The organism is Duganella callida (assembly GCF_004614165.1).
Lineage (GTDB): Bacteria > Pseudomonadota > Gammaproteobacteria > Burkholderiales > Burkholderiaceae_D > Rugamonas > Rugamonas callida.
Window position 1 is genome coordinate 1 of record NZ_SPVG01000189.1, and the last position, 26,881, is coordinate 26,881.

The window sequence follows — 26,881 nt, forward strand, 5'->3', positions numbered from 1 at the left end:
CGCAGCAGCTCGGCCACCTGCAGGCCCAGCGCCTCGGCGCTGTCGGCCGGGCCGCTGGCCTCGGCGCTGATCATGCGCTGGCCGTCCGGCGTCGCCACCATGGCGCGCAGGCGCATCTGGTCGCCGGTGATGGTGGCGTACGACGCCAGCGGCACCTGGCAGCTGCCGCCGAACACCTGCGACACCTTGCGCTCGGCCACCGACACCAGCGCGCTCGGCACGTGATGCAGCGGCGCCAGCAGCGAGGCCAGATCCAGCCCATCATCGCGCTCGGGAATCTCGATCGCCAGCGTGCCCTGACCCGGCGCCGGCAGGCTGATGTCGGCGTCCAGCACCGAGCGGATGCGGCTGGCCAGACCCAGGCGCTTGAGCCCGGCCGCGGCCAGGATGATGGCCGCGTACTCGCCGCGGTCCAGCTTGCCCAGGCGCGTATCGAGATTGCCGCGCAGCGGCTTGATCACCAGCTGCGGATAGCGCGCCGCGATCAGCGCCTGGCGGCGCAGACTGCTGGTACCGACCACCGCGCCGGCCGGCAATTCGTCGAGCGACGCGTAATCGTTGGACACGAACGCGTCGCGCGCATCCTCGCGCTCCAGCACCGCCGCCATGGCGAAACCCTGCGGCAACTCCATCGGCATATCCTTCAGACAATGCACGGCCAGGTCGGCGCGGCCCTCGGCCATCGCCACTTCCAGTTCTTTCACGAACAAGCCCTTGCCGCCCACCTTGGACAGGGTGCGATCCAGAATTTGATCGCCACGCGTCGTCATTCCGACAATTTTGACATCGCACTGCGGATATAATAATGTCAAGCGGTCACGCACATACTCGGCCTGCCACATGGCAAGACGGCTCTCGCGCGACGCGATCACCAATCTGGACGGGGAATTTTCAGGTGTCACCAAACCCAATTCGGATGTTTTCAAAACCAGTTCTTTCGCTGTAGCTGACGCTGACCGGCGCAAGCCAGTAACACGCGCGTGTTTAAGATCACAAATTTTAGCACGCTCACCTTCTCGCAGAACCGGGCCACAAGCCCATGCACCGACATTTATCTCTTTGTGGCTGAACACATGGCAAATCCATCTAGTGCATTGAACCAAGAACCTGCTGCTGAACAACCGGGCGTCGACAAGGACGCACCCTTGAAAGAAGACATACGCTTGTTAGGTCGCCTGCTTGGCGACGTACTGCGCGACCAGGAAGGCGAGGAAGTCTACGCCGTGGTCGAAACCATCCGGCAGACCGCCGTGCGCTTCCGCCGCGAAGCCGACGCCGGCGCTGCCAAAGAGCTGGACGGCATGCTGAAGATCCTGACCAAGGAACAGACGATTTCCGTGGTCCGCGCCTTTTCCTATTTCTCGCACCTGGCCAACATCGCCGAGGACCAGCACCACATCCGCCGTCGCCGCGCCCACCTGCTGGGCGGCTCGAAGCCGCAGCAGGGCAGCGTCAACTACGCGCTGTGCAAGCTGAAGGAAGCCGGCGTGCCGCAGGACACCGTGGCCGCCTTCTTCCAGGACGCCCTGATCTCGCCGGTGCTGACCGCCCACCCGACCGAGGTGCAGCGCAAATCCATCCTCGACGCCGAGCACGACATCGCGCGCCTGCTGGCCGAGCGCGACCTGCCGCTGACGCCGAAGGAACAGGCCGCCAATATGCATCTGCTGCGCGCGCGCATCGCCACCCTGTGGCAGACCCGCATGCTGCGCTACACCAAGCTGACCGTGGCCGACGAGATCGAAAACGCCCTGTCCTATTACCGCATCACCTTCCTGCGCGAACTGCCGGGCTTGTACGATGACATCGAGGACGACATCGCCCACCACTACGGCGAGCGTCCGCAGATCAGCGCACCGTACGTGCAGATGGGCAGCTGGATCGGCGGCGACCGCGACGGCAACCCCAACGTCAACGGCGGCACCATGTCGCACGCGCTGACGCGCCAGGCCACCACCATCCTCGACTTCTACCTGGAAGAAGCGCACACGCTGGGCGCCGAACTGTCGGTCTCGACCCTGATGGTGGCCTGTTCGCCGGCGCTGCAAGCGCTGGCCGACCAGTCGCCCGACAATTCCGACCACCGCGCCGACGAGCCCTACCGCCGCGCCCTGATCGGCATCTACGCGCGCCTGGCCAGCACCGCGCGCGCGCTGGGCGCCACCAACATCTTGCGCAAAGAGGTCGGCCACGCCGAACCGTACGCCGACGCCAGGGAATTCTCGGCCGATCTGCAAGTGCTGGTCGATTCGCTCAACGCCAACCACGGCGGCGCGCTGGTACAGCCGCGCCTGTCCACGCTGAAGCGCGCGGCCGACATCTTCGGCTTCCACCTGGCCTCGCTGGACATGCGGCAGTCGTCGGACATCCACGAACGCGTGCTGGCCGAGCTGTTCGCCAAGTCGGGCGTGCAGAGCGACTACGACGCGCTGGACGAGGAAGCCAAGGTCGAGCTGCTGCTGAGCGAACTGGCGCAGCCGCGCCTGCTGAATTCGCCGTACATCAGCTATTCGCCGGAGACCGTGTCCGAATTGGGCGTGCTGCGCGCCGCGCGCGAGATCCGCGCCCGCTACGGCGCCCGCGCCATCCGCAACTACATCATCTCGCACACCGAGACCGTGTCCGACCTGCTGGAAGTGCTGCTGCTGCAGAAAGAGCTGGGCCTGCTGCGCATCGCCGCGGGGGACGCCGAACCCGAACTGGACCTGATGGTGATCCCGCTGTTCGAGACCATCCCCGACCTGCAGCGCGCGGCCGGCATCATGGAAGCCGTGATGGCGATTCCACTGGTGAAGCAACTGATCGGCAAACAGGGCCAGATCCAGGAAGTCATGCTCGGCTATTCCGACTCCAACAAGGATGGCGGTTTCCTGACCTCCAACTGGGAACTGTACAAGGCCGAGACCAGCCTGGTGAAAGTGTTCGAGAAAGCCGGCGTCAAGCTGCGCCTGTTCCACGGCCGCGGCGGCACCGTCGGCCGCGGCGGCGGTCCGTCCTACGAAGCCATCCTGGCGCAGCCGCACGGCACCGTCAACGGCCAGATCCGCCTGACCGAACAGGGCGAAATCATCGCCTCCAAGTTCTCCAACAAGGACATCGGCCGGCGCAACCTGGAACTGCTGGTGGCCGCCACGCTGGAAGCCAGCCTGCTGCCGCAGTCGGACGATGCCGCGCACCAGCAGCAGCTGCGCGAGTTCGAAACCATCATGGCCGAAATCTCCGACCGCGCCTACAAGGCATACCGCAACCTGGTGTACGAGACCCCGGGCTTCACCGACTACTTCTTCACCGCCACGCCGATCGCCGAGATCGCCGAGCTGAACCTCGGTTCGCGCCCGGCCTCGCGCAAATCGACCAAGCGCATCGAAGACCTGCGCGCGATTCCATGGGGCTTCTCGTGGGGCCAGTGCCGTCTGCTGCTGCCGGGCTGGTACGGTTTCGCCAGCGCCATCGGCGGCTGGATTGCCGACGGCGACCAGAACGAGCGCCTCGGCCGTCTGCAAGCCATGTACCAGCACTGGCCGCTGTTCGCCACGCTGCTGTCCAACATGGACATGGTGCTGGCCAAGACCGACCTGGCGATCGCCTCGCGTTACGCCGAGCTGGTGCAGGACAAGGAACTGCGCGAGCGCATCTTCAAGCGCATCACCGAAGAGCACGCGAACACGATCAGCATCCTGGAGCGCATCACCGGCGCCAACGAACGCCTGGCCGGCAACCCGCTGCTGGCGCGTTCGATCCAGAACCGCTTCGCCTACCTCGACCCGCTGAACCACCTGCAGGTCGAGCTGATCAAGCGTCACCGCGCCCTGTCGGCGGAAAGCAAGGCGGATGAGCGCGTGCACCGCGGCATCCACCTGTCGATCAACGGCGTCGCGGCCGGCCTGCGCAACACCGGCTAAGCCGCGTCAAGCACTCAGGTGCGGCCGGAAGCCGCGATGATGCGGTGCCAGCCGGCCGTATCCGGGTGACGGCGCGCCGGCGGCCGGGCGGCGTCCGCGCGGGCGCCGTCCGCCGCATTCGCTTCTGATTTGGCAGGCGTCACAGCTCTCACCCTTGCGGCCGAGATATGCACCATGCCTATATCTAGTTCTCGGGTGCAACGCTTTTGATATTCATATTTCGAATGCCTCCTATCCGAACTTAAAATTATATTTATATCTGTGGTTTGGGTAAGATGTGTCCATCGAAAACATGCACCGCAAGAGGACTCATCATGACGACCGCTACCCTGACCGCCGTTCCCGCCACCCGCCGCAGCTGGAAGCAACTGGTGCGCCGCGCCCTGGAAACCCTGGGCAAGCACTACTCGCACGGTCCGTACATGCTGTAATGCCTAACGGCGCGGCAGCCAGGCCGGCTTGTTCTCGGGATACCATTCCTTCTCGACCGCGCCGGCATATTCTGGCTCCATCGTCCCCAGCGTGATGGCGATGCGGTCCGGCGATTCTTCGCTGCGCCAGAACAGGGTCGAACCGCAGACGCGGCAAAACCCGCGCCGTCCGTGGGTGGACGACGCATATTCCGTCACCAGCGCGGCACCCTGCTCCACCACAAAGCCGGCACTCGCCAGATTGGCATAACTGCCGGCCGCCGCACCGTGCTGCTTCTGGCACATGGTGCAATAGCAGTGGCTGGCATGCGACGCCGGCAGCGCGGCCCGATAGCGGATGCCGCCGCACAGGCAGCTTCCCCTTAGATACTCATCCATATCAATTTCCCCCTATTCTGTGTGTTGACGCATAGACGGGTTTCGGCGGCAGCGCTGTAATTGGCCCATCCCACTCTGCTGAAGAGGGCCACCATGACATCGCTGACACCTGCCGCCGAGCTGGCCGCCAGGCAAAACCGTCCCTATCCCAACGATAGCGCAGAATACCGCCAGGCGCGCGTCGCGTTGCTGGCCGAGGAAATCGAGCTGCGCCGTCACATCGAACGCGTGGCCGCGCAACGGCGCGCCCTGCCGCCCGGCGGGGTGGTCCCCGATTACGATTTCTGCGATGAGAATGGCGAGACCGTCAAGCTGGCCGACATGTTCGGCCCGCACGACACGCTGATCACCTATTTCTGGATGTACGGTCCGCAGCGCGAACGGCCCTGCCCGATGTGCACCGCCTTCCTCGGCGCGCTCGACACGCCATCGAAAGACCTGATGCAGCGCGTGGCCGTGGCCGTGATCGGCCGCTCGCCGGTATCGCGCCAGCTGGCGTTCGCGCGCGAGCGCGGCTGGCGCCATCTGCGCTTCTACCAGTGCATCGGCGACGACTTCCCGCACGACTACCGCGGCCTGGCGCCCGACGGCAGCGAGTGGCCCGCGCTCGACGTCTGGACCCGGCAGGCGGCCCAGGTCCGGCATTTCTGGGCCAGCGAACTGGGCGGCACGGAAGATCCCGGCCAGGATGCGCGCGGCGCGCCCGATCCCACGCCGCTGTGGAATATCCTCGATCTGACCCCGGCCGGGCGCGGTGCCGACTGGTACCCCAAACTCGAGTACGGATAAAAGAAAAGGGAGGCGCCCGGCCTCCCTTTTTTTTTGGATGACGCTTAGTTCTGCGTCAGGAACGTCTTCAGCTTGTCCGAGCGCGACGGCTGGCGCAGCTTGCTCATGGCCTTGGCTTCGATCTGGCGGATACGCTCGCGGGTCACGTCGAACTGCTTGCCCACCTCTTCCAGCGTGTGGTCGTTCGACATTTCCACGCCGTAGCGCATGCGCAGCACCTTGGCTTCGCGCGGGGTCAGCGAATCCAGCACTTCCTTGATGACGTTGCGCATCGAGGCGTGCAGCGCGGCGTCCAGCGGCGCCAGCGTGGTGTTGTCTTCGATGAAGTCGCCCAGCTGCGAATCGCCGTCCTCGCCCATCGGCGTTTCCATCGAAATCGGCTCCTTGGCGATCTTCATGATCTCGCGCACCTTCGATTCCGGCATCTCCATCTTCACCGCCAGGGTCGCCAGGTCCGGCTCGCTGCCGGTTTCCTGCATGATCTGGCGCGAGATGCGGTTCATCTTGTTGATGGTCTCGATCATGTGCACCGGCACGCGGATGGTGCGCGCCATGTCGGCGATCGAGCGGGTGATGGCCTGACGGATCCACCAGGTCGCATAGGTCGAGAACTTGTAGCCGCGGCGGTATTCGAACTTGTCGACCGCCTTCAGCAGACCGATGTTACCTTCCTGGATCAGGTCGAGGAACTGCAGGCCGCGGTTGATGTACTTCTTCGCGATCGAGATCACCAGACGCAGGTTGGCCACCGTCATTTCCCGCTTGGCCTGGCGCGCGCGCTTCTCGCCGGCCGCCATCTGCTTGTTGATCTTGCGCAGGTCGGCCAGCGGCAGCGCCACGCGCGCCTGCAGGTCGATCATCTTGCGCTGCAGTTCCTTCACGGCCGGCACGTTACGGCCCAGCACCACGCTGTACGGGTAGCCGGCATCGACTTCGCCGTCCACCCAGTCCAGATCGGTTTCATTGCCCGGGAAGACCTTGATGAAGTGGGCGCGCGGCATGCCGCAGCGGTTGACGCACAGCTCCAGCACGGCGCGCTCGATGTGGCGCACTTCTTCCATCTGGCCGCGCAGCGTGTCGCACAGCTTTTCCACCACCTTGGCGGTGAAGCGGATGCCCAGCAGTTCGGCCGAGATGGCTTCCTGCGAGGCCACGTACACCTTGGAGCCGTAGCCGCCGGCCGCCTTGCGCATTTTCTCGAAATGGCTTTCGATGGTGGCGAACTTTTCCAGCGCCGCCACCTTCATCTGCGCCAGCTGCTCGGTCGAGTAACCCGCGGCGGCGCCGCCGCCGGCATCATCTTCCTCTTCTTCCTCGACCTCGTCTTCCTCGTCTTCGTCGTCCGACCCCGCCGCCACCACCGGCGCGGCGACCATGTCGTTCGGATCGACAAAGCCGTCGACCACGTCGTCCACCTTCATCTCGTCCGACTCGATGCGGCCGGCCAGCGCCAGGATTTCCGCGATGGTGGTCGGGCAGGCCGAGATGGCCTGGATCATGTCCTTCAGACCTTCTTCGATACGCTTGGCGATTTCGATCTCGCCTTCGCGCGTCAGCAGCGCCACCGCGCCCATTTCACGCATGTACATGCGCACCGGGTCGGTGGTGCGGCCGAAGTCGGAATCCACGGTCGACAGCGCGGTGGCGGCGGCCGCCTCCACCTCGTCGTCCGAGGTCACGGTGGCGACGTTATCGCTCAGCAGCAGCGCTTCCGCATCGGGCGCACGCTCGTAGATGGCGATGCCCATGTCGTTGAAGGTGGCGATGATGCCTTCGATCGCTTCCGGATCGATGATGTTTTCCGGCAGCTGGTCGTTGATCTCGGCGTAGGTCAGGAAGCCGCGCTCGCGGCCCTTGTTGATCAGGTTCTTGATCTGGACGCGGCGTTTTTCCAGTTCCTCGGCCGAGGCTTTCGGGTCGACGCCACCCAGGATATCGCCCTTGGCGCGGCGTTCGCGCGCCTTGCTGGCCGCCTTCATCTCGGCGCGCTCGACCGCGTTCAGCGCGGCGATCTCGTCGTTCTCCGGCATGAATTCGGACGGCTTGCGGCCGCGGCGGCCCGGCACTTTCACGCCCGGCAGCTGGTAGCCCGAGGTGTCGATCGAAGCCAGCGTGGCCGCGTCGGTGACCTGGTTGACGGCCGGCGCGGCGGTGCCCGGGACGACGGCGGGCGCCAGCTCGACCTTGGCCTTGACCACTTTCGATTTCGGCGCGGCTTTCACGGCCACGGCCGGCGCGTCGGCTTCCGCTGCGGCGGCTTGCGCCAGCGCTGCCTTGCGGCTGGCCTTGACCACCACCTTGACCGCCGGCGCGTCGGCCGCGTCGGCCACTGGCGCCTCGACGGCGGCCTCAGCCGTGTCGGCCACGACCGGCGCCGGCTGTTCCAGCGCGACGTCCAGGCTGTCCACCGCCTCCGCCGTGGCGGCCAGGCGGGTTTTCTTTTTGACTACCGTAACTTTGCTCGCTGCCTCTTGTGCATTATCGATCACATAAGATAAAGTCGTCTTCGGCACCACCAGCGGCGCGGCGCTGGCACGGGTTGGCTTCTTGACGGACAACGTTAAAGTTTTCGGCGTTTTTGTCATTAAAAATCTCACTATGCGTATTCGGCAGAAATTACAAAAAAGCTGGCCCCGCGCCGACCGCTGAAGGTGCGCAAGGGGCGAAAATGTTGTAATTTAGCTGACGATTATCTGCGGAATAAAAAAAGCCCGCTTCCAGCCACGGGCTTGTTTCTGTTTTCAGGGAAGAACGAGGAGAGGGCAAATAAGAAGGGCATCCGCCCCCTGTCAAACCATCTGAATCGCATCCTGTACTACACCGTGCTACTGTAGTGCGTCGGCTATTATACACAATTCGGCCCGTGCACGCACGTCCGGCCTCTCCCGCAAGCATGAGCATTTCGACACAGTGGTCGAAAAGGCACTGCAATCCTGTGGTCAGCATGATATTCTTACGGCTCTTGCTTAACCTATGAAGTCGATGAACACTAGCACCACCACCCAGCCTGAGGCCGTCGAGCCAGCCACCGCTGCCGCCGCCCCAACTGCCGCGCCCACCCCGCGCGCCCTGCTGAAACAGCTGCAAACCCAATTCCCGGCCTTCCGCGACTTCCTGCCCCTGTCGATCGGCATCGACAAGCAGCTGCTGGCCGTCATGCCCGAGCTCGACCGCAAAACCATGCGCACCGCGCTGGGCATCCACACCGGTTCGCTGCGCTACCTGAAAGTCATGGAAAAAGCCAAGGTGCGCCACAACCTGGACGGCACCCCGGGCGCCGAAGTGACCGACACCCACCGCGCCCACGCCACCGAGGTCCTGAAGGAACGCTACAAGAAGGAAGCCGAGCGCAAGAAAGCCGAGCGCGACGCCAAGGCCGCCGAGGAAGCCGCGCGCGTGCGCGCCGACAAGCTGAACCAGCTGGCGGCCAAGTTCTCGCGCAAGGGCTGAGTTGGATCCATCGTTGGAGCCATCGACGGCCGGCACCGCGGCAGAGGATGACCTGCCGCCCTATCCCGGCATAACCATCGCCGACGTGCAGCTGGTGGCGACGCCGGACCAAGCCGTCGCCGCGCGCGACGCCCTGCTGGCCTGCGACGCCATCGGCTTCGACACCGAATCCAAGCCCACCTTCACCAAGGGCGAAGTGTCGACCGGGCCGCACCTGATCCAGTTCGCCACCGATACCCGGGCCTACCTGTTCCAGATCGGCGCCCGCACCGACGAGCACACGCTGGCGGTGCTGCGCGCCATCCTGGAGCCGACCGCGCCGCTGAAGGTCGGCTTCGGCCTCAGCGACGACGTCAAACGCCTGCACGCCAAGCTCGACATCCGCGCCGCCGGCGTGGTCGACATGGGCGTGGTGCTGCGCACGCCTGGCCAGCGCAACGACCTCGGCGCGCGCAGCGCCGTGGCGAAATATTTCGGCCAGGCGCTGCAGAAATCCAAGAAAATCTCCACCACCAACTGGGCGCTGCCGCGCCTGAACGAAAAGCAGCTGCTGTACGCGGCCGACGACGCTCAGGTGGCGCTGCGCGTGTATCGTCGCTGGCTGGACCTCGGCAATAAATTGCCCTCCCTCAAACCGGTGAAGTTGCCGAAGTCAGCCAAAACCGGTATATCCTAGTCACGCGGCCGCCCTGCGCCGTCTGCATAAGGAGAGGTATGAGGACAGTATCCGCCTTGAGACTGAGCGCAACGCTGCTGCTGGCCGGCCTGGCCACGCCGATCCTGGCGCCGGCGGCGGCCCTGCCCGACACGCTGGAACAGCGCATCGCCGCCTGCCTGGCCTGCCACAGCGTGAAGGAACGCGGTGACGCCTACTTCCCGCGCATCGCCGGCAAGCCGGCCGGCTACCTGTACAACCAGCTGCGCAATTTCCGCGACGGCCGCCGCCATTACCCGCTGATGAGCTACATGGTCGAGCACCTGCCCGACGCCTATCTGCGCGAGATCGCCGATTACTTCGCCGCCCAGCATCCGCCGTACGCCGCCGCCTCGGCCGGCAGCGCCGACCGCGCCACCGACGCCCAGCTCACGCGCGGCGAAGCGCTGATCAGGCAGGGCGATCCCGCCAAAAAAGTCCCGGCCTGCGTGGCCTGCCACGGCAGCGCGCTCACCGGTGTCGAGCCCGCCATTCCCGGCCTGCTCGGGCTGCCGAGCGACTACATCAACGCCCAGTTCGGCAACTGGAAAAACAGGTCGCGCCGCGCCGCCGCGCCCGACTGCATGGCCGACATCGCCGCGCGCCTGAGCGAGAACGACATCGCCTCGTTGTCCGCGTGGCTGGCGCGCCAGCCGCCCGACGCCGCCGCCCGACCGGCGGCCAGCCTGCCGCAAGCGTCGCCGCTGCGTTGCGGCAGCATGGAGGCGAGCCAATGAAACGCCTGGCCGACACCTTCCGCCCACTGCTGCTGACTTTGCTGGCGGCCCTGATCATCATCGCCGGTTTGCTGGCCCACCAACTGTGGGGCAATGGCGATCCCGGCCTCGCCACCGGCGCCACCGGCGCCACCGCGCAACTGGCGCCGCCGGCGACTGCCTGGCCTGCCACACCACGCGCGGTGGCCAGCCCTACGCCGGCGGCCGCGCGCTGCAGACGCCGTTCGGCGCCGTGATCGCACCCAACATCACCTCCGACCGCGCGACCGGCATCGGCGCCTGGAGCGCGGACGATTTCTGGCGTGCCCTGCACCACGGCAAGGCCCGGGATGGCCGCCTGCTCTACCCGGCTTTCCCCTACAACAATTACACCCACATCAGCCGCGACGACAGCGACGCGCTGTACGCCTACTTCCAGAGCGTGCCGGCGGTGAACCAGCCCAACCAGCCGCATCAACTGCGCTTCCCCTACAACCTGCAAATCGCGCTGGCGGCATGGCGTGTGCTGTACTTCTACCCCGAAGTATTCAAGCCGGAAGCCAGGCAGTCGGCGGAATGGAATCGCGGCGCCTACCTGGTGCAGGGGCTGGGTCATTGCAGCGCCTGCCACAGCGCACGCAATCCGCTGGGCGCCTCGGAAGGCGAAGGCCTGTCGGGCGGCATGATCCCGGCCCAGGGCTGGTACGCGCCTTCGCTGAACGCCGGTGCCGAGGCGGGCCTGGGCGACTGGCAGCCGGAACACATCGCGGCCCTGCTGAAGACCGGCGTGTCGCCGCGCGCCACCGTGTTCGGGCCGATGGCGGAAGTGGTGAAAAACAGCCTGCAATACCTGAACGACAGCGACATCCAGGCGATGGCGGTGTATTTGAAATCGCTGCCGGCCGACGATGCCGGCAAGGACTTCGAGCGTTCGAAAAATACCGAAGCGGTGGCGTTCCTGGAGGCGGGAGCCAGGCTGTATGAACACCATTGCGCCGACTGCCACGGCGCCGACGGCGCCGGTCAGCCGCCCGGCTATCCGCCGCTGGTCGGCAACCGCGCGCTGACCATGGACAGCGCGGTCAATCCCATCCGCATCGTGCTGAACGGCGGCTTCGCGCCGGGCACGGCCGGCAACCCGCGTCCTTACAGCATGCCGCCGTTCGGGCACCTGCTGAACGATACGGAAACCGCCCAGGTCGTGTCCTACCTGCGCAGCGCCTGGGGCAACAATGCGCCGCCGGTCAGCGGCGCCGAGGTGAACCGCTACCGCGCGATTCCACTCGATTAAGGCGCGATTGATGCACGATTGATGCGCGATTGATGGGCGATGGGCTTGGGCCGGGCGCCGCTCAGCGGTCGCCCAGGCCGATGCGGTTGGTGGAAGCGTTACGCGCGTCGTCGAGACCGATCTTGTTTTCGGCCAGCAGTGCGCGCAGCGAGGTGTTCATGGTGTGGCAGCCCGCCCCCGGTCTGGTTTCCATCCACTCGCGCAGCGCCGACACCTGGCCGGCCGCGATCATGCTGGTGACTTCCGGGTTGTTGGTCAGGCACTCGGTGGCCAGGTAATAGCGTTCGCCCTGGGTGGCCGGCAGCAGCGCCTGGCACAGCACGCCGCGCAGCGCATGCGCCAGCGCCTGGGCCTGCGGCTCGGCGTTGCCGAGCAGGCGCAGCATTTTCTGCAGGCCCAGCTCGGTCGAACGCGCGTGCAGCGAGGCCAGCACCAGCGGACCGGATTCGGCCAGCGCCAGCGCTTCCTGCGCCGTCTGCGCGTCGCGGATTTCGCCAATGACGATCACGTCCGGCCGCTCGCGCAGCGCGTCGAGCGCGCCCAGGTAAAAGCTTTCGACGTCGCCGTCGAAGCCGACCTCGCGCTGGGTGATCACGCACTGGCGCTGCGGAATCAGGGTCTCGACCGGATCTTCGATCGTGATGATGTGGCCGGAGCGGTGCTTGTTGATCTCGTCCAGCATCGAGGCGATGGTGGTCGACTTGCCCTGGCAGGTGTCGCCGATGATCAGCACCAGGCCGTTGGTCAGGCGGGCGAAATGCTGCTCGTGCTGATTCAGGCCCAGCTTGGCCAGCGGCATCGGTTCCTTGGGAAAGCGGCGCACCACGCAGCCGAGCCGCTTGCGGCCCTGGAAGCTGAAGCAGTTGGCGCGGATGCGCGCCGTGTGCAGATCGACCGCGCGGTCGAAGGCGCGGTCCTGGATACGCTCGGCCCAGTTCGGTTCGACCACCTCGAAGAATTCCTGCAATTCCTCGCGCGTGATCGGCGAGTCGGTGACCGCCACCAGCCCCTTCGGCTGGCGCAGCATCAGCGGCGAGTTCTGGTGGATCAGGATATCGCTGAAAATCAGCTTGGAGTTGAGCAGGTGCAGGATCTGTTCGACCAGGGTGCCGAAGACCGGATGATCTTCGTTCTCGATGTAGCTCAGGGTGCGAATTTGCGACGATTGATAGTGTTCCATCTCTGCTCGGATCTCCGGTGGGTCTGGCCGATTATAAGAGGAAAACTTGCAAGGTCGAAACTTTTTTCAGTCCATCAGCTTGGGATAGCGGAAGCCGTTGCGTAAATCCATACTGTAGCGTTCGCGGCCCTCGGTCACCAGCACATGCTCGGGCGGTTCGGCGCCGGCCAGGGCGCGGTAAAAGAACGGCAAGCCTTCGGATTTGCGTATCAGTTCGTCGCTGCGTTCATAGACGTTGGGGCAGCCGAAGTCGGCCAGCAGCGCCTGCACGATCGGTACTTTCCAGGCATCGACGGCGGCCGACTGGAACTGGCAGATCAGGTAGCCGGCCTTGCCGCCCCAGCTGTCGACCAGCAGGCCCGGCAAGCCATCCTCGTCGCCACGGATCAGCGGCACGATGTCATTGGGGCCGGCCGCCCGCAGGCTGGCGGCGCGTTTCTCGATGGCGGCGCGCACGCGCCGCTTCATCAGCGCGTGATCGACCGGCTCGTCCTGCTTAAAGCTCCAGACGCGGGCGCGGACCTCGGACAGCGGATTCCAGGCCGCGCGGGCCAGGAACTGGCGCGACGAGGTCTGCACCACGGCGGTCGTGCCGGGCTTGTTCTTTTCGTTCGGGCGGCCGTCGACGCGCTCGATCATGGTGGCATAAATCAGGATGTCGCCGGACAGCAGGCGCTTTTCCTTGCCTTGTTTGATGGTAATGGTCAGCATAGCCGTCATGATACAGGATGCACCGCCTGTTCCCGGCTCAGCGCATTCTGGGCCGCCCAGGCTGCAATCCGTCGCACGCGGCTGGGTGCTGGCCAACGCGCTGGGTAAGATGCCAGCATAGACAACCCATCAGGAGAGCATCATGACCAGCCGCCGCATCGTTTCCACCCTGTTCCTCGCCACCGGCCTGCTGGCCGCCGCCGCGCCGTTCGTCATCGTGCAGGCCGGCCCGTTGAGCTGGATGGGCGGCGGCGAGCGCGTGCAGGGCAGCGGCAAGATTGTCAAGCAGACGCGCGAGGTCGGCCATTTCAGCGGGTTGTCGATCGGCGTCAGCGGCGACGTCGACATCCGCACCGGCAATACCGAAAGCATCACCATCGAAACCGACGACAACATCCAGCCGCTGATCGAAACCGTGGTGGAAAACGGCACCCTGCGCATCCACCCGCTGCGCAACAACCTGCATCTGGATACCCGCAACATGAAAATCGTGGTGCAGGCGCGCTCGCTGAACAAGCTGTCGATCGGCGGCTCCGGCACCGTCACCGCCGACAAGCTGCAGGGCGAAAACCTGAAAATCGATGTCGGCGGCTCCGGCTCGATCAGCGTCGGCCAGGTGCAGAGCGAGGCCGTGGCCATCGCCCTGGGCGGCAGCGGCAGCCTGAAGGCGGCCGGCAACACCGAGCGCCTGCAGGTGTCGATCGGCGGCTCGGGCCGGGTGCAGGTCGGCCAGCTGCAGGCGCGCGACGCCGTGGTCAGCATCGGCGGCTCCGGCCAGGCCACCGTGTGGGCGCAAAAATCGCTGAACCTGAGCGTGGCCGGCTCGGGCGACGTCAACTACTACGGCGACCCGCAGATCAGCAAAAGCATCATGGGCTCGGGCACCATCAAGCGCCTGGGTGGCGCGCCAAACTGAGCTCTTTCGCACGGAACCGGCGAATTTCTGGCAAAGTAGAGGGTGATCGCGCGCCGCCCAGGCGCGGCAACATTCTTTACATGAACCGGAGATTCCCCGAATGACCACCACCAGCTACCCAGACGTCCGCCTGTTGATCGCCAACGAATGGACCGAAGCCACCGGCGGCAAGACCATCCCGGTGCTGAATCCGGCCACCGGCAAGCCGATCGGCACCGTGGCGCACGCCAGCACCGCCGACCTCGACCGCGCGCTGGCCGCGGCGCAAAAAGGTTTCGAAGCGTGGCGCAAGGTGCCGGCGTTCGAGCGCGCCGCCGTGATGCGCCGCGCCGCCGCGCTGCTGCGCGAACGCGCCGACCACATCGCCCGCCTGCTGACCCAGGAACAGGGCAAGCCGCTGGCCCAGGCCCGCGCCGAAGCCATGGCCGGCGCCGACATCATCGACTGGTTCGCGGCCGAAGGCATGCGCGTGTACGGCCGTATCGTGCCGTCGCGTAATCCGGCGGCGCAGCAACTGGTGCTGAAGGAACCGGTCGGTCCGGTCGCCGCCTTCACGCCGTGGAACTTCCCGATCAACCAGGTGGTGCGCAAGCTGGCCGCCGCGCTGGCCACCGGCTGCTCCTTCCTGTGCAAGGCGCCGGAAGAAACCCCGGCCTCCCCTGCCGCGCTGTTCCAGTGCTTCGTCGACGCCGGCGTGCCGGCCGGCGCGGTCGGCCTGGTGTTCGGCGATCCGGCCGAGATCTCCAGCTATCTGATTCCGCACCCGGTGATCCGCAAGGTCACCTTCACCGGCTCGACCCCGGTCGGCAAGCAACTGGCCGCGCTGGCCGGCGCGCACATGAAGCGTGTGACCATGGAGCTGGGCGGCCATGCGCCGGTGATCATCGCCGACGACGCCGACGTCAAGCTGGCGGTGGAAGCCACCGGCGGCGCCAAGTTCCGCAACGCCGGCCAGGTGTGCATCTCGCCGACCCGCTTCCTGGTCCACAACGGCATCAAGGAGGAGTTCACGCGCGCGCTGGTGCAGCACGCGGAAAGTCTGCAACTGGGCAACGGCCTGGTCGAAGGCACCACCCTGGGGCCGCTGGCCAACCCGCGCCGCGTCGCCGCCATGAGCAAGTTCGTCGATGACGCGCGCGCCAAGGGCGCCAAGGTCGCCACCGGCGGCGAGCGCGTCGGCAGCGAGGGCAACTTCTTCGCCCCGACCATCCTGGCCGACGTGCCGCTGAATGCGGAAGTGTTCAATGACGAGCCGTTCGGCCCGATCGCGGCGGTGCGTGGCTTCGATACGCTGGACGAGGCAATTGCCGAAGCCAACCGTCTGCCGTTCGGCCTGGCCGGGTACGCGTTCACCCGTTCGATCAAGAACGCGCATCAGCTGATGCACAACGTCGAAGTCGGCATGCTGTGGCTGAACCAGCCTGCGACACCGAGCGCCGAAATGCCGTTCGGCGGCGTCAAGGATTCCGGCTACGGTTCGGAAGGCGGTCCGGAAGCGCTGGAAGCCTACCTCAACACCAAGTCGGTCTCGCTGCTGGGCGTATAAGCGTCAATGGCTCCCGGCAAATAACTGCCGGGGGCTGGCGCCAGCGATTAACGACTTGATCCAGGCGCGGAGCTGGCTGTTGTCGGCTTGCGCGATTTGGGTCGTCACCTCGCCAGTCAGGCCGGCCTGGGCCAGCACGTCGCGCAACACTTCTTCCAGCGCCAGCCGTTCGCCTTCCTGTCGCCCCTGTTGCAGCCCAGCCTTCATGGCATCCTCGTTCGGCTTGAGCATGCGCTCAAAAAACTCGTCGGTAAATACCTCACTGGGCTTGAATTTTCTCTCTGATTTCATGGTCGCATCCTCCTCTAGGTCCATGTCGGCACTGTGGAAATCATCCTGCATGATGAAGCGGCACCAGCGTATCAGGCTGGCCCGAGCCGGGTCCAGATCAGGCCGTCTTATGCGATCAGCAAACGCAGCGGCGGCGGCATCGAACGCCTCCCTGGTTCGCGCGTGCAGGAGACTGAACAACAAGCCGACTATATTGCCGCGTACGCCATCGTGATGTTGATCGATCAGAAGGTATCGCTGTCGTGGCTGATAATGCTCCAGCCCCTCGGGCGGCGCCAGCATCAGATCGCCTAACTCGCGCTGGCCGCCCGCCAGGCGCGGCGGCCGTGATACAGCACGATCGGCAACACCGGCGGCAGCTTGCCGTACTTGCTCAATTTATGCTGCGCCAGCAGATCCTGATATAGCAGGCCAACGTACACCTGCATACGCAGCGCCATCCATTTGTCAGGGCGTGACTGAAACTCCAGCAGGATATAAACATACACCCACTCACCGCCTATCCGCGCACGCCACACCACATCCTCATGGCGCGCTTTGCCGTGGTCGCTGGCCTAGCTGGCATTGACACGCTCGAACGCTTCCACCTGCAACGATTGCGCCCATTCCGCCGACAAAAAACCAGCCACCAGATCGCGCACGATTTCCGGATGCGAGAACAACTGCTTGTAAAGCACATCGCTGCGGGTAGCCATGCAGAAAATTCTAGCCTTGGCTTGCATTGCCGAGTACGCTAGGGACCGAGCTCGGTTTGGCGCTCCTCAATAAAATATCACCTCAGGGAGAAGTTCTTGAAAGCGATCGTCTCATCCATCCTGCTGTGCGCCGGCGCTGCCGCCGCTGCCGCCGACGTGCCCGCCACCATCGCCGTCAAGGCCGCTCACATGGTCGACGTGCGCAACGGTACTTTGATCGACAACGCCGTGGTGCTGATCAGCGGCGAGCGCATCACCGCAGCCGGCAGCAAACTGGCGATTCCGGCCGGCGCCCAGGTCATCGACCTCGGCGACAAAACCCTGCTGCCCGGCCTGATCGACGCGCACACCCACCTGACCAACGACCCGCAGGACGCCGGCTACGGCATTGTCGCCAAATCCATCCCGCGCGTGACGCTGACCGGCGCCCGGAACGCCCGCGTGACCTTGCAGGCCGGTTTCACCACCGTGCGTGACGTCGGCGCCGACGGCTATGCTGACATCGGCTTGCGCGACGCCATCAATGACGGCGACGTGCCCGGCCCGCGCATCCTCGCCTCCGGACCGCCGCTGGGCATCACCGGCGGCCACTGCGACGACACCCTGCACGCCCCCGAATACAAGGCCGTCTCGCTGGGCGTGGCCGACGGGGTCGCCGAAGCGTTGAAAGTCACCCGCCGCAACATCAAATACGGTGCCGACGTGATCAAGATCTGCGCCACCGGCGGCGTACTGTCGTTCGGCGACGACCCGCGCGCCTCGCAATACACGCTGGACGAACTGAAAGCCATCATCGGCGACGCGCACCGTCTGGGCCGCAAAGCCGCCGCCCACGCGCATGGCGGCGACGGCATCAAGCTCTCGGTGCTGGCCGGTATCGACTCGATCGAACACGGCTCGTACATCGACGACGAAGGCATCAAACTGATGAAGGAACATCGCACCTACCTGGTGCCGACCCTCTACCTGGGCGACTGGCTGATCGAAAACGCCGACGCCATCAAGCTGCCCAAGCCGCTGCTGGAAAAAGCCAAAGTGGTGCTGCCGGCGGCGCGCGCGAACATCGGCAAGGCCATCAAGGCCGGCGTACCGATCGCATTCGGCACCGACGCCGCCGTCTACCCGCACGGCCTGAACGCGCGCGAATTCAGCGTCCTCGTCAAACTGGGCATGACGCCGGCGCAGGCGATCCGCACCGCCACCGTCAATGGCGCCGACCTGCTGGGCTGGAGCGACAAGATCGGCAGCATCGAGGCCGGCAAATATGCCGACCTCATCGCCGTCGACGGCCAGCCGCTGAAGGACGTCAAAACCCTGGAGCAAGTCCAGTGGGTGATGAAAGGCGGCGCCGTCGTGAAATAAAGTCGGCTCTGACCCCGAGCTTAGTGGTGGCTGTGGCTGTTGGCTGCGGCGGGCAAGACGTCGAGCGCCGGCGCCGGGGCTTTCATATTGTCGCCGGCGATCTGGTCCCAGGCCACGCTGATGTTGCCGCATTGCTGGACGACGCGGAAATACAGCTTGCCCGGCTGGTCCGGCAGCTTGGTCTGGATCACGAATTCGTCGAAATAGGCGTCCGGCAGCTCGCCGCCGCTCCAGCTGATTTCATGCAGGGCACCGCTGTCGGTGATGGCGATTTTCCAGCCCGGCTTGGGCATGGGCTTGGCGTGACCGGCGCCTTCCGGCAGCGTGATGGTGAGGCCGGTGGTGGCCTTGCCGTCACAGCCGTGGCCGACGCGGAAGGCCAGCTTCTGGTAGCTGCCCGCATTGCCGGTGCTCTGGTCCAGCGTCACGTGGGCCTGGGCGGCGGCGGCTGTCAACCACAACAGCGGAAACAATTTCTTCATCGGTGACTCCTGATCAGGTCAACGCTCGGATTTTAATACTTCGCGGCCGACTTCCACCGTGGTGCTGCCGTCGGTCAGCCAGATCTGGCCGTCCTGGATCGTGCACTGCAGCTGCATGGTGCGCTGGGCCATCTTGCCCAGTTGCTCGGTGGCCTCGGCCGGCAGGTCGACCACGGTCAGGTTCTTGCAGCGCTCGACCTTGTTGGCCAGGCCTTTCCACCAGATGTGACTGGTGGCGGAATAGCTGTAGACGTACACGTGTTCCGAACGGCCGCAGGCTTTCAGGATCACTTTCTCGTCCGGCTGGCCGACTTCGATCGACAGTTCGATCGCGCCGGTCAGGTCCTTTTGCCACAGGTCCGGTTCTTCGACGTCGAACAAGCCCTTGGTGAAGGTCAGCGCCTCGTTGGCGTGGATGGCGAACGCGATCAGGCGCACCATCATGCGTTCGTCGGTCTCGGACGGATGGCGCGCCATCGTCAGCTGGTGGGTTTCGTAGTAATTGCGGTCCATGTCCGCAATCGACAGTTCTGCTTTATAAATTGTTGCTTTGAGGGCCATCTGTAACTCTTATTTAAATACGACGGTCTTGTGACCGTTCTGCAGCACACGGTGCTCGACAAACCATTTCACCGCCCGCGCCAGCACCACGCACTCGACGTCGCGGCCGATTGCCGACAGCGTCTCGGCATCCATCGAATGGTCGACGCGCTCGACGTCCTGCTCGATGATCGGACCTTCATCCAGATCGCCGGTGACGAAGTGCGCGGTGGCGCCGATCAGCTTGACGCCGCGGTGATGCGCCTGCGCATACGGCTTGGCGCCCTTGAAGCTCGGCAGGAAGGAATGGTGGATATTGATCGCCTTGCCCTTCAGCGCTTCGCACAGGCCCGGCGACAGGATTTGCATGTAACGCGCCAGCACCACCAGGTCGATCTTGTGGGTTTTGATCAGCTCGATAATTTTGGCTTCCTGCGCCAGCTTGTCTTCCAGCGGTGCGCCGGTGGCCAGCGGCAGGTGGTGGAACGGGATATTGTAGCTGGCCGCCAGCTGGTAGAAGTCCATGTGATTCGACACGATGGCCGGGATCTCCACCGGCAGCAGGCCGCTCTTGTAGCGGAACAGCAAATCGTTCAGGCAGTGGCCGATCCTGGACACCATCAGCATCACGCGCGGCTTGTAATGGGCGTCGCGCATTTCCCAGCTCAGCTGCATGTCTTCCGCCAGCAGGCCGAAGTCGGCGCGCAACAGATCGTCGTTGATCGTGCTGTCTTCACGCGCGAAGTGCACGCGCATGAAGAACAGCTGCGATTCGCTGTCGCCGAACTGGGCGGAATCGATGATGTTGCAACCATGGTCCGCCAAAAAGCCCGATACGCGATGAACGATGCCGCGCTGGTCCAGGCAAGAGAGGGTCAGAATGTACTCGGGATTGCTCATGACTGCCGTGAGGAAGTGGGACAAAAGATGTCTATTGTCTCACGGCTGGCCAGGGTTGACAAAAAATCGAGCAGCGTTTCCCTAAGCAAACTTCAGCCAGCGCGAGCCCTGGCGGTGGCTTTCCATCACCGCTTGCATGAAGCGCAGGCCGGCGACGCCGTCGTCCACGTCCGGCATGTCGCGCGCCGATTGCGGCACCGTCTGCCCCGCGTCGAGCGCGTGGATCTGCGCCGCCGCATCACGATACAGCTGCGCGAACGCTTCCAGATAGCCTTCCGGATGACCGGACGGCACCCGCGTGGCCGACACGGCCGCCGCGCTGCGCACCCGGCCGCGCGTCAGGCGCTGCGCGCAACCGCCCTGCGGCGTCAGCCACAGTTCGTTCGGGTTTTCCTGATCGAAGCTGAGGCTGGCCTTGGTGCCGAACACACGCAGGCGCAGGCCGTTTTCGCAGCCGGTCGCCATCTGGCTGCTCCACAACATGCCGCGTGCGCCGTTCGGATAGCGCAGCATCACCTGCACATGATCGTCCAGCACGCGATTGGGGGTGAACGCGTGCAGCTCGGCCAGCACCTGATCCGGCTGGATGCCGCTGACATAGCCGGCCAGATGATGGGCGTGGCTGCCGATATCACCCAGACAGCCGTTCGGACCGGCGCGCCGCGGATCGTTGTGCCAGTTGTTGCGCTGGAATTCTTCGCTCTGATTGGCGGCCTCGGCCAACCAGTCCTGCGCGTACTCCACCTGCACCAGCCGCACTTCGCCGATCTCGCCGGCGGCGACCATGGCGCGCGCGTGGCGCACCATCGGATAGCCCGCGTAGACGTGGGTCAACGCGAACACCTTGTTTTGCCGGCGCGCCAGGGCCGCCAGCGCCTCACCCTCGGCCAGCGATATCGCCAGCGGCTTGTCGCAGATGACGTGGATGCCGGCTTCCAGAAAGGCGGTCGCCATCGGCGCGTGCAGATAATTCGGGGTGACGATGGCCACCGCGTCGATGCCGTCCGCCCGCGCCGCCTCCACGCGTGCCATGGCCTGGTAGTCCGCATAGCTGCGCGCCGGGTCCAGCCGCAGACCGGCGGCGCTGGCCGCCGCGCGCTGCGCATTGCCGGACAGGCTGGCCGCGACCAGTTCATAGCAATCGTCCAGCCGGCCGGCGATGCGGTGCACGGCGCCGATGAAGGCTCCCTCGCCACCGCCCACCATGCCCAGCCTTAGTCGTCGTGCTACCGCCATCTCAGTTCTCCAGTCCCATCAGTGCGCGCACCTGGCGCAGGTCGGCGCCGCTGCCGGCGAAATCGTCAAAGGCCCGCTCGGCCACGCGGATGATGTGGCTGCGGATGAAGTCCGCGCCTTCGCGCGCGCCGTCTTCGGGATGCTTGAGCGCGCACTCCCATTCGAGCACCGCCCAGCCGGGGTAATCGTATTGCGCCATTTTCGAGAAGATGGCCTTGAAATCGATCTGCCCGTCACCCAGCGAGCGGAAGCGCCCTGCCCGCTGCGTCCAGCCCTGATAACCGCCGTAGACGCCCTGCCGCCCGTCCGGCCTGAACTCGGCATCCTTGACGTGAAACGCCTTGATGCGCTCATGGTAAATGTCGATGAAGGCCAGGTAATCCAGCTGCTGCAGCACGAAGTGGCTGGGATCGTACAGAATGCTGGCGCGCTGGTGGCCGCCCACCGCGTCGAGAAAACGTTCGAAGGTGACGCCATCGTACAGGTCCTCGCCCGGATGCAGCTCGTAGCACAGGTCGACGCCGGCATCCTCGAAGGCGTTCAGGATGGGCAGCCAGCGCCGTCCCAGTTCCGCAAACGCTTCCTCCACCAGCCCGGCCGGACGCTGCGGCCACGGATACAGATAAGGCCAGGCCAGCGCGCCGGAAAAGCTGGCGTGCGCGGTCAGCCCCAGCCGGCGCGAGGCGCGCGCGGCGCGTTGCAGCTGGTCGGTCGCCCAAGCCTGGCGCGCCGCCGGATTGCCCCGCACCTGCGCCGCGGCGAAGCCGTCGAACAGCGCATCGTAGGCCGGATGCACCGCCACCAGCTGTCCCTGCAGATGGGTTGACAGCTCGGATATCTGCAAGCCGTGCGATGCCAGCAGACCGCTGATATCGTCGCAATACGCCTGACTGTCGGCCGCCAGTTCGAGGTCGAACAACCGCTTGTCGCACGGCAGCTGGATGCCCTGGTAGCCCAGCCCCGCGGCCCAGCCGGCCAGGTTGGCCAGGTTGTCGAACGGGACGTCATTGCCCATGAACTGCGCCAGGAAGATGGCCGGCCCCTTGATGGTTTTCATGCTCGGCTCCTGTCAGTAAGGCGAATCGGCGAAATAGAATTGCTTGGCGTTGTCGCGCGTGATCAGCGTCGACGGGATGATGGTCTTGGCCGGCAGCGCTTCGCCTTTCAGGCGCGCGGTGGCGGTCATCTTGATGGCGTCGTAAATGAACTTCGGCGAGTACGAAACATCTGCCTGCACCAGCTTGTCGCCATCGATGATCTTCTTGACCGCGCCCTTGGAACCGGCGCCGCCGAACACTTCCTTGATATCGGTACGCTTGGCTTGCTCGATGGCTTTCACCACGCCGATCGCCATGTCGTCATCGGCCGCCCACACCGCGTCGATCTGCTTGAAACGGGTCAGATAATCCTGCATGACCTTGAAGGCGTCGTCGCGATTCCAGTTGCCGTACTTGGTGTCCAGCACCTTGATGCCGGGATAAGCTTTCAGCGCGGCGTTGAAGGCTTCGATGCGCTCGTTGTCGAGCGTGCTCGGCATGCCGCGCAACACCACGATATTGCCCTTGCCGCCCAGCTTCTTGCCCAGGTACTCGGCCGGCAGCTTGCCGAAAGCGGTGTTATCGCCCGCCACGTAGGCATTCTGCGCGGACGGGTTGGTCAGGCCGCGGTCCACCACGGTGACATACACGCCCTTGTTCTTCAGCTGCGCCACCGGCTGCGTCAGCGAAGCCGATTCCAGCGGAAAGATCACCAGCGTATTGATCTTGTTCACCACCAGCATGTCCTGCAACTGGTTGGCCTGTTCCGGCGTGCTGGCCGCCGTCTTGATGATGACCTTCAGCGTGGGATTCGCGGCTTCCAGCTCCTTCTTGGCCTGGTTGGCCCACCAGACGATGCCGCCGGTGAAGCCGTGCGTCGCGGTCGGAATCGCCACGCCCAGCGTGACCTTTTCGGCCGCGACGGCGCCGCCGGCGACCAGCGCCAGCAGACAGGCGCCGGCAAGACGTTTCATCGAAATCATGTTGTTTCCTTTGTGTAGAAAGAGTTAGCGGCGGCCGCGCTGCATGAACGCGACGGCGATGATCACCACGCCCTGCACGGCGGCATTCAGGTGCACGCTGATGATGCTGGTCAGGTTGACGATGTTGCCGATCACGGACAGCAGGATTGCACCCACCACGGTGCCGAGGATGCGGCCCGAACCGCCCTTCAGCGAAGTGCCGCCGACCACCACGGCGGCAATCGCCTCCAGCTCCCACAGGATGCCGGTGGTCGGCGTGGCCGAGCCCAGGCGCGGCACGTACAGGATGGTGGCGATCGCCACGCAGACACCCAGCAGCAGATAAGTCCAGACCTTGACGCGGTCGACCCGGATCGCCGCGTAGCGCGCCACCTGCTCGTTGGAGCCGATGGCCTGCACATGCGCACCGAAGGCGGTGCGGTTGAGGATCACCGCGCCGCCGGCCGCCACCAGCAGGAAGATCCACACCGGGATGGGCACGCCCAGCACGCTCTGGTAGTAGACCGGGCTGTAGACATCGGCCACGCCGCTTTCCAGCGTCAGCGCGCCGCCGTCGGACAGCCAGGTCAGCGTGGCGCGGAAAATGCCCAGCGTTCCCAGCGTGACGATGAACGGTTCGATGCGGCCGCGTGTGACCAGCACGCCATGTGCGCCGCCCAGCACGCCGCCGAGCAGCAGCGCCAGCGCCACGCCCAGCAACACCGTCGCCATGGGGCCGAGCGGCTGGGCGGCGCCGGCCGCCGCGTTCATCAGCACGATCATGGCGCCGGCGATCAGCGCCGCCATCGAGCCGACCGACAGGTCGATGCCGCCGGAGACGATCACGAAGGTCATGCCGACCGCGATGATGCCGATGAAGGCGGTGCGCGTCAGCACGTTCATCAGGTTGTCGATGGTGGCGAAGTCGGGATTCAGCAGGCCGCCGGCGATGCACAGCAGGATCAGCGCCAGCACCGGGCCATAGCCACGCAGGCGCGTCAGCAGCGGTACAGCGAGCGGAAGTTTAGTGGTGAGTATCGGTGGCATGGGAAATCAATTCTTCTTCAGTGAGATGGTCGTGGTCCAGCACGGCCTGCAGCTGGCCGCCGCGCAGCACCGCCACGCGATGGCACAGGCCGATCAGTTCGATCAGTTCGGAGGAGATGACGATCACCGCCCTGCCCTCGGCCGCCAGGCGGTGGATCAAATGGTAGATATCGCGCTTGGCGCCGACGTCGACACCGCGCGTCGGCTCGTCCAGCACCACCACGCGCGGGTCGCTGTGCAGGTATTTGGCCAGCGCCAGCTTTTGCTGATTGCCGCCCGACAGCGAGCCGGCTTTGCAGTCGATGTCGCGCAGGCGGATGCCGAATCTGGCGATCGCCTGTTCGAGCGCGACACGGCCGCCCTTCAGGTCCAGCCAGGGGCGGGCATCGCGTTCCAGCGTCATCATGGTGAGGTTCTCGCGCAGCCCCAGGTTGACATGCAGACCCTTGCCCTTGCGGTCCTCGCTCAGATAGGTCAGGCCATGCCGCATGGCCTGGCGCGGGTTGCGGATGTCCACCGGCATACCGCCGATCTCGATCCGCGCCGAGGAACGCGCGCGCAAGCCGAGCAGCGCCTCGAACGCCTCGGTGCGGCCGGCGCCGACCAGGCCGCCGAAGCCGAGGATTTCGCCGGCGCGCACCGCGAAGCTCAGATCCCGCACCCAGCCCGGCGCGCTCAGCCCGTCCACCTTCAGCAGCACCGGCGCATCAGGTGCCGGCAGCTGCTTGGGCTGGAACATGTCGGACACTTCGCGCCCCACCATCAGGTTGGCCATCTGGTGGCGGTCGATATCGGCCGTCACGGCGCGGCTGACGAAGCGGCCGTCGCGCATCACCACCACTTCATCGGTATGCGCCTCCATTTCATCCAGCTTGTGCGAAATGTAGATGATGGTCACGCCTTCCGCCTGTAGCCGCGCCATCAGCGCGAACAGCTTGCGCGTTTCGCCGGCCGACAGGCTGGCGGTCGGCTCGTCCATGATCAACAGCCGGGCCTTGCGGCTCAGCGCCTTGGCGATTTCCACCAGCTGCTTTTCGGCCACGATCAGGTCGGCCACGCGGGTGTCGGGGCTGATGTCCAGCCCCACCTGCTGCAAACAGGCCGCGGCGGCGGCGCGCATGGCCTTGGCGTCCAGCAGCCCGCCGCGGCTGATCTCATGGCCGAGGAAAATATTCTGCGCGATCGTCAGATGCTCGGCCAGATTGAATTCCTGGTGGATCAGCGCGATGCCCAGCGCCTCGGCCTGGCGCGCGTCGGCAAAATGCCGTTCGACGCCATCGACCAGCAACTGGCCGCCGCTGGGCGCCTCGTAGCCGGCCAGGATTTTCATCAGGGTCGACTTGCCGGCGCCGTTCTCGCCCAGCAGGCCATACACGCGGCCCGCCTCCAGCGCGAAGTCGACCCCGTGCAGCACGCGCACCGGGCCGAATTCCTTGACGATGTGTTGAAAACGTACGGACAAACTCATGAACGTCCTTATTGCGCCGGCGTCTTGGCCAGCACCGCCTGCAAGCCGCGCATCGATGCCGCCACCGTTTCCAGCTGCCCCATGCCGTTCGGATATTCCTCCTGCTCGATGATGATCCACTCTGTGCCGCCGACCTTGCGTACCGCCTTGGTCAGGCCGACCCAGTCGGTGCGGTCCTGGCCGATGATGGGCGTGCCGCTCGCGCCCTTGGCGAACTTGGCCTTGAAGTGCGTGGTCACGGTGCGGCCAGGATATTTATCGACGTAATACACCGGATCCTGGCCAGCGTAGGTGGTCCAGCCCACGTCCTGCTGCAGGATGAAGTTGTTCGGCGTATTCTTCGCCAGCAGGTCCCAGTTGGTCTGGTCTTTCTGGCCCAGCATTTCCTGCTCGTGGTTGTGATAGCCGAGCTGCATTCCCTGCCCGGCCAGTTTGGCCGAGACGGCGCTCAGCTCCTTCGCCAGATCGGCCGATCCTTCCTTGCTGGCGCCGCGCTTGTCCATGGAGATGATCAGGCGATTGCAGCCCAGCGTGCGGTAGAAATCGGTGGTGGCCTTGAAATTGGCGGCATCCAGCTTATCCACGTGCATGTGCGCGCCCGCGCACTGCAGGCCGGTTTTCTTCATGAAAACGGCCAGACCGACCGGGTCCGACTGGTATTTGCCGAACTCGCCGGCAAACTCCACGCCCTGAAAGCCCAGCCCCGCCAGCTTGGTCAGCGTGCCCTCGAAGTCCTGCTTGATTTCATCCTTTACCGACCACAGCTGCACCGCCAGGCGCGGGCTGGTGGCCGCCTGGGAGGCCGTCGCGGCCAGCATCAGGGCCAGTGCCAGGGCATTGCGTTTGGTTGCGTTCAT

The 26,881-nt window shown here is 65.2% G+C and carries 28 protein-coding genes; 10 read left to right on the plus strand and 18 right to left on the minus strand.

All coding sequences use genetic code 11. From position 1 onward, the window contains the following. Window positions 1-842: hydroxymethylbilane synthase (hemC, locus tag E4L98_RS18905; protein ID WP_229257457.1), on the minus strand; the 842-nt coding region annotated here is incomplete at its 3' end. 231 nt (window positions 843-1,073) lie between these two features. Between hemC and ppc the strand changes: the two genes are divergently transcribed. Next, a complete protein-coding gene (ppc, locus tag E4L98_RS18910) occupies window positions 1,074-3,902 on the plus strand; it encodes a phosphoenolpyruvate carboxylase (RefSeq protein ID WP_135203099.1) in 2,829 nt (942 codons plus the stop codon). A 14-nt stretch (window positions 3,903-3,916) separates the two neighbouring features. Here the strand turns inward: ppc and E4L98_RS31085 are convergent, their stop codons facing one another. Both E4L98_RS31085 and E4L98_RS18915 read right to left on the minus strand, forming a co-directional pair. Further along, a complete protein-coding gene (locus E4L98_RS31085) occupies window positions 3,917-4,045 on the minus strand; it encodes a hypothetical protein (RefSeq protein WP_267874921.1) in 129 nt (42 codons plus the stop codon). 291 nt (window positions 4,046-4,336) lie between these two features. Further along, window positions 4,337-4,711, minus strand: a complete 375-nt coding sequence (locus E4L98_RS18915) for a GFA family protein (RefSeq protein WP_135203100.1) — start codon at window positions 4,709-4,711, stop codon at window positions 4,337-4,339. A 93-nt stretch (window positions 4,712-4,804) separates the two neighbouring features. On the opposite strand from E4L98_RS18915, the gene E4L98_RS18920 reads away from it, so the two are divergent. Beyond that, window positions 4,805-5,500 (plus strand): DUF899 family protein, encoded by a 696-nt coding sequence (locus tag E4L98_RS18920; protein WP_135203101.1) that lies wholly within the window; start codon window positions 4,805-4,807, stop codon window positions 5,498-5,500. A 44-nt stretch (window positions 5,501-5,544) separates the two neighbouring features. Here E4L98_RS18920 and rpoD read toward each other — a convergent pair whose 3' ends face one another. Next, complete coding sequence (rpoD, locus tag E4L98_RS18925) at window positions 5,545-8,085, minus strand: RNA polymerase sigma factor RpoD (protein ID WP_135203102.1); 2,541 nt, start codon at window positions 8,083-8,085, stop codon at window positions 5,545-5,547. A gap of 388 nt (window positions 8,086-8,473) precedes the next feature. On the opposite strand from rpoD, the gene E4L98_RS18930 reads away from it, so the two are divergent. Genes E4L98_RS18930 through E4L98_RS18945 form a run of 5 tightly spaced genes read left to right on the plus strand, consistent with a single transcriptional unit; the run spans window position 8,474 to window position 11,651 of the window. Beyond that, window positions 8,474-8,950, plus strand: coding sequence for a ProQ/FINO family protein (locus E4L98_RS18930; protein WP_135203103.1), 477 nt, complete (start codon window positions 8,474-8,476; stop codon window positions 8,948-8,950). Between the two features lie 13 nt (window positions 8,951-8,963). Further along, window positions 8,964-9,626 carry a 3'-5' exonuclease gene (locus E4L98_RS18935; protein ID WP_229257458.1) on the plus strand — a complete coding sequence of 221 codons (663 nt, stop codon included), beginning with the start codon at window positions 8,964-8,966 and terminating at the stop codon, window positions 9,624-9,626. A 38-nt stretch (window positions 9,627-9,664) separates the two neighbouring features. Continuing rightward, a complete protein-coding gene (locus tag E4L98_RS18940) occupies window positions 9,665-10,381 on the plus strand; it encodes a c-type cytochrome (protein ID WP_135203104.1) in 717 nt (238 codons plus the stop codon). Further along, on the plus strand, window positions 10,378-10,617 hold the full coding sequence (locus tag E4L98_RS30800) for a hypothetical protein (protein ID WP_229257459.1): 240 nt from the start codon (window positions 10,378-10,380) through the stop codon (window positions 10,615-10,617). Before E4L98_RS18940 ends, E4L98_RS30800 begins: the two co-directional genes overlap by 4 nt. Further along, window positions 10,614-11,651, plus strand: coding sequence for a c-type cytochrome (locus E4L98_RS18945; RefSeq protein ID WP_371857255.1), 1,038 nt, complete (start codon window positions 10,614-10,616; stop codon window positions 11,649-11,651). Before E4L98_RS30800 ends, E4L98_RS18945 begins: the two co-directional genes overlap by 4 nt. A gap of 61 nt (window positions 11,652-11,712) precedes the next feature. Here the strand turns inward: E4L98_RS18945 and E4L98_RS18950 are convergent, their stop codons facing one another. Next, window positions 11,713-12,831 carry a type IV pilus twitching motility protein PilT gene (locus E4L98_RS18950; RefSeq protein WP_135203106.1) on the minus strand — a complete coding sequence of 373 codons (1,119 nt, stop codon included), beginning with the start codon at window positions 12,829-12,831 and terminating at the stop codon, window positions 11,713-11,715. 66 nt (window positions 12,832-12,897) lie between these two features. After that, on the minus strand, window positions 12,898-13,542 hold the full coding sequence (locus tag E4L98_RS18955; protein ID WP_135203107.1) for a class I SAM-dependent rRNA methyltransferase: 645 nt from the start codon (window positions 13,540-13,542) through the stop codon (window positions 12,898-12,900). A 142-nt stretch (window positions 13,543-13,684) separates the two neighbouring features. Here E4L98_RS18955 and E4L98_RS18960 point away from each other — a divergent pair, with 142 nt between their 5' ends. Beyond that, on the plus strand, window positions 13,685-14,458 hold the full coding sequence (locus E4L98_RS18960) for a head GIN domain-containing protein (RefSeq protein WP_135203108.1): 774 nt from the start codon (window positions 13,685-13,687) through the stop codon (window positions 14,456-14,458). 100 nt (window positions 14,459-14,558) lie between these two features. Then, window positions 14,559-16,004: an NAD-dependent succinate-semialdehyde dehydrogenase gene (locus E4L98_RS18965; RefSeq protein WP_135203109.1), complete on the plus strand. Its 1,446-nt coding sequence runs from the start codon at window positions 14,559-14,561 to the stop codon at window positions 16,002-16,004. A gap of 3 nt (window positions 16,005-16,007) precedes the next feature. Here the strand turns inward: E4L98_RS18965 and E4L98_RS30805 are convergent, their stop codons facing one another. Genes E4L98_RS30805 through E4L98_RS30815 form a run of 3 tightly spaced genes read right to left on the minus strand, consistent with a single transcriptional unit; the run spans window position 16,008 to window position 16,990 of the window. Next, on the minus strand, window positions 16,008-16,577 hold the full coding sequence (locus tag E4L98_RS30805) for a hypothetical protein (RefSeq protein ID WP_229257460.1): 570 nt from the start codon (window positions 16,575-16,577) through the stop codon (window positions 16,008-16,010). Window positions 16,578-16,585: 8 nt separating this feature from the next. Then, window positions 16,586-16,816, minus strand: coding sequence for an Rpn family recombination-promoting nuclease/putative transposase (locus tag E4L98_RS30810; RefSeq protein ID WP_307722133.1), 231 nt, complete (start codon window positions 16,814-16,816; stop codon window positions 16,586-16,588). A 33-nt stretch (window positions 16,817-16,849) separates the two neighbouring features. Then, complete coding sequence (locus tag E4L98_RS30815; protein ID WP_229257462.1) at window positions 16,850-16,990, minus strand: hypothetical protein; 141 nt, start codon at window positions 16,988-16,990, stop codon at window positions 16,850-16,852. 96 nt (window positions 16,991-17,086) lie between these two features. On the opposite strand from E4L98_RS30815, the gene E4L98_RS18975 reads away from it, so the two are divergent. Further along, the gene (locus E4L98_RS18975; RefSeq protein ID WP_229257463.1) at window positions 17,087-18,352 is read left to right on the plus strand and encodes a Xaa-Pro dipeptidase; all 1,266 of its coding nucleotides are present in this window, start codon (window positions 17,087-17,089) and stop codon (window positions 18,350-18,352) included. Window positions 18,353-18,372: 20 nt separating this feature from the next. On the opposite strand, the gene E4L98_RS18980 is transcribed toward E4L98_RS18975, so the two are convergent. The 9 genes from E4L98_RS18980 to E4L98_RS19020 form a co-directional block, all read right to left on the minus strand. Next, window positions 18,373-18,834, minus strand: coding sequence for a YcnI family copper-binding membrane protein (locus tag E4L98_RS18980; protein ID WP_135203110.1), 462 nt, complete (start codon window positions 18,832-18,834; stop codon window positions 18,373-18,375). An 18-nt stretch (window positions 18,835-18,852) separates the two neighbouring features. After that, window positions 18,853-19,395, minus strand: a complete 543-nt coding sequence (locus E4L98_RS18985; protein ID WP_135203111.1) for a YaeQ family protein — start codon at window positions 19,393-19,395, stop codon at window positions 18,853-18,855. A gap of 9 nt (window positions 19,396-19,404) precedes the next feature. Further along, window positions 19,405-20,274: a formyltetrahydrofolate deformylase gene (gene purU, locus E4L98_RS18990; RefSeq protein ID WP_135203112.1), complete on the minus strand. Its 870-nt coding sequence runs from the start codon at window positions 20,272-20,274 to the stop codon at window positions 19,405-19,407. An 81-nt stretch (window positions 20,275-20,355) separates the two neighbouring features. Next, window positions 20,356-21,510 (minus strand): Gfo/Idh/MocA family protein, encoded by a 1,155-nt coding sequence (locus E4L98_RS18995; RefSeq protein WP_229257465.1) that lies wholly within the window; start codon window positions 21,508-21,510, stop codon window positions 20,356-20,358. A gap of 1 nt (window position 21,511) precedes the next feature. Then, on the minus strand, window positions 21,512-22,567 hold the full coding sequence (locus tag E4L98_RS19000) for a sugar phosphate isomerase/epimerase family protein (protein ID WP_135203113.1): 1,056 nt from the start codon (window positions 22,565-22,567) through the stop codon (window positions 21,512-21,514). Between the two features lie 12 nt (window positions 22,568-22,579). Then, entirely contained in the window at window positions 22,580-23,521 is a 942-nt protein-coding gene (locus E4L98_RS19005; protein ID WP_371857256.1) for a substrate-binding domain-containing protein, read from the minus strand. Between the two features lie 33 nt (window positions 23,522-23,554). Beyond that, window positions 23,555-24,556 (minus strand): ABC transporter permease, encoded by a 1,002-nt coding sequence (locus E4L98_RS19010; protein WP_135203115.1) that lies wholly within the window; start codon window positions 24,554-24,556, stop codon window positions 23,555-23,557. Next, on the minus strand, window positions 24,534-26,024 hold the full coding sequence (locus tag E4L98_RS19015) for a sugar ABC transporter ATP-binding protein (RefSeq protein ID WP_135203116.1): 1,491 nt from the start codon (window positions 26,022-26,024) through the stop codon (window positions 24,534-24,536). Before E4L98_RS19015 ends, E4L98_RS19010 begins: the two co-directional genes overlap by 23 nt. Before the next feature lie 8 nt (window positions 26,025-26,032). Continuing rightward, window positions 26,033-26,881, minus strand: coding sequence for a sugar phosphate isomerase/epimerase family protein (locus E4L98_RS19020; RefSeq protein ID WP_205746778.1), 849 nt, complete (start codon window positions 26,879-26,881; stop codon window positions 26,033-26,035).

What these genes read in the sequence shown, in the direction of transcription:
- E4L98_RS19010 (WP_135203115.1), bottom strand. Translation starts at nt 24,556, where the DNA reads ATGCCACCGATACTCACCACTAAACTTCCGCTCGCTGTACCGCTGCTG.
- E4L98_RS18980 (WP_135203110.1), bottom strand. Translation starts at nt 18,834, where the DNA reads ATGAAGAAATTGTTTCCGCTGTTGTGGTTGACAGCCGCCGCCGCCCAG.
- E4L98_RS18985 (WP_135203111.1), bottom strand. Translation starts at nt 19,395, where the DNA reads ATGGCCCTCAAAGCAACAATTTATAAAGCAGAACTGTCGATTGCGGAC.
- E4L98_RS19020 (WP_205746778.1), bottom strand. Translation starts at nt 26,881, where the DNA reads ATGAACGCAACCAAACGCAATGCCCTGGCACTGGCCCTGATGCTGGCC.
- E4L98_RS18965 (WP_135203109.1), top strand. Translation starts at nt 14,559, where the DNA reads ATGACCACCACCAGCTACCCAGACGTCCGCCTGTTGATCGCCAACGAA.
- E4L98_RS18950 (WP_135203106.1), bottom strand. Translation starts at nt 12,831, where the DNA reads ATGGAACACTATCAATCGTCGCAAATTCGCACCCTGAGCTACATCGAG.
- E4L98_RS30800 (WP_229257459.1), top strand. Translation starts at nt 10,378, where the DNA reads ATGAAACGCCTGGCCGACACCTTCCGCCCACTGCTGCTGACTTTGCTG.
- E4L98_RS30815 (WP_229257462.1), bottom strand. Translation starts at nt 16,990, where the DNA reads ATGGCTACCCGCAGCGATGTGCTTTACAAGCAGTTGTTCTCGCATCCG.
- purU (WP_135203112.1), bottom strand. Translation starts at nt 20,274, where the DNA reads ATGAGCAATCCCGAGTACATTCTGACCCTCTCTTGCCTGGACCAGCGC.
- E4L98_RS30805 (WP_229257460.1), bottom strand. Translation starts at nt 16,577, where the DNA reads ATGCTGGCGCCGCCCGAGGGGCTGGAGCATTATCAGCCACGACAGCGA.
- E4L98_RS19015 (WP_135203116.1), bottom strand. Translation starts at nt 26,024, where the DNA reads ATGAGTTTGTCCGTACGTTTTCAACACATCGTCAAGGAATTCGGCCCG.
- E4L98_RS18995 (WP_229257465.1), bottom strand. Translation starts at nt 21,510, where the DNA reads ATGGCGGTAGCACGACGACTAAGGCTGGGCATGGTGGGCGGTGGCGAG.
- E4L98_RS19000 (WP_135203113.1), bottom strand. Translation starts at nt 22,567, where the DNA reads ATGAAAACCATCAAGGGGCCGGCCATCTTCCTGGCGCAGTTCATGGGC.
- E4L98_RS18915 (WP_135203100.1), bottom strand. Translation starts at nt 4,711, where the DNA reads ATGGATGAGTATCTAAGGGGAAGCTGCCTGTGCGGCGGCATCCGCTAT.
- E4L98_RS18955 (WP_135203107.1), bottom strand. Translation starts at nt 13,542, where the DNA reads ATGCTGACCATTACCATCAAACAAGGCAAGGAAAAGCGCCTGCTGTCC.
- E4L98_RS18920 (WP_135203101.1), top strand. Translation starts at nt 4,805, where the DNA reads ATGACATCGCTGACACCTGCCGCCGAGCTGGCCGCCAGGCAAAACCGT.
- E4L98_RS18930 (WP_135203103.1), top strand. Translation starts at nt 8,474, where the DNA reads ATGAAGTCGATGAACACTAGCACCACCACCCAGCCTGAGGCCGTCGAG.
- E4L98_RS18960 (WP_135203108.1), top strand. Translation starts at nt 13,685, where the DNA reads ATGACCAGCCGCCGCATCGTTTCCACCCTGTTCCTCGCCACCGGCCTG.
- ppc (WP_135203099.1), top strand. Translation starts at nt 1,074, where the DNA reads ATGGCAAATCCATCTAGTGCATTGAACCAAGAACCTGCTGCTGAACAA.
- E4L98_RS19005 (WP_371857256.1), bottom strand. Translation starts at nt 23,521, where the DNA reads ATGAAACGTCTTGCCGGCGCCTGTCTGCTGGCGCTGGTCGCCGGCGGC.
- E4L98_RS18940 (WP_135203104.1), top strand. Translation starts at nt 9,665, where the DNA reads ATGAGGACAGTATCCGCCTTGAGACTGAGCGCAACGCTGCTGCTGGCC.
- rpoD (WP_135203102.1), bottom strand. Translation starts at nt 8,085, where the DNA reads ATGACAAAAACGCCGAAAACTTTAACGTTGTCCGTCAAGAAGCCAACC.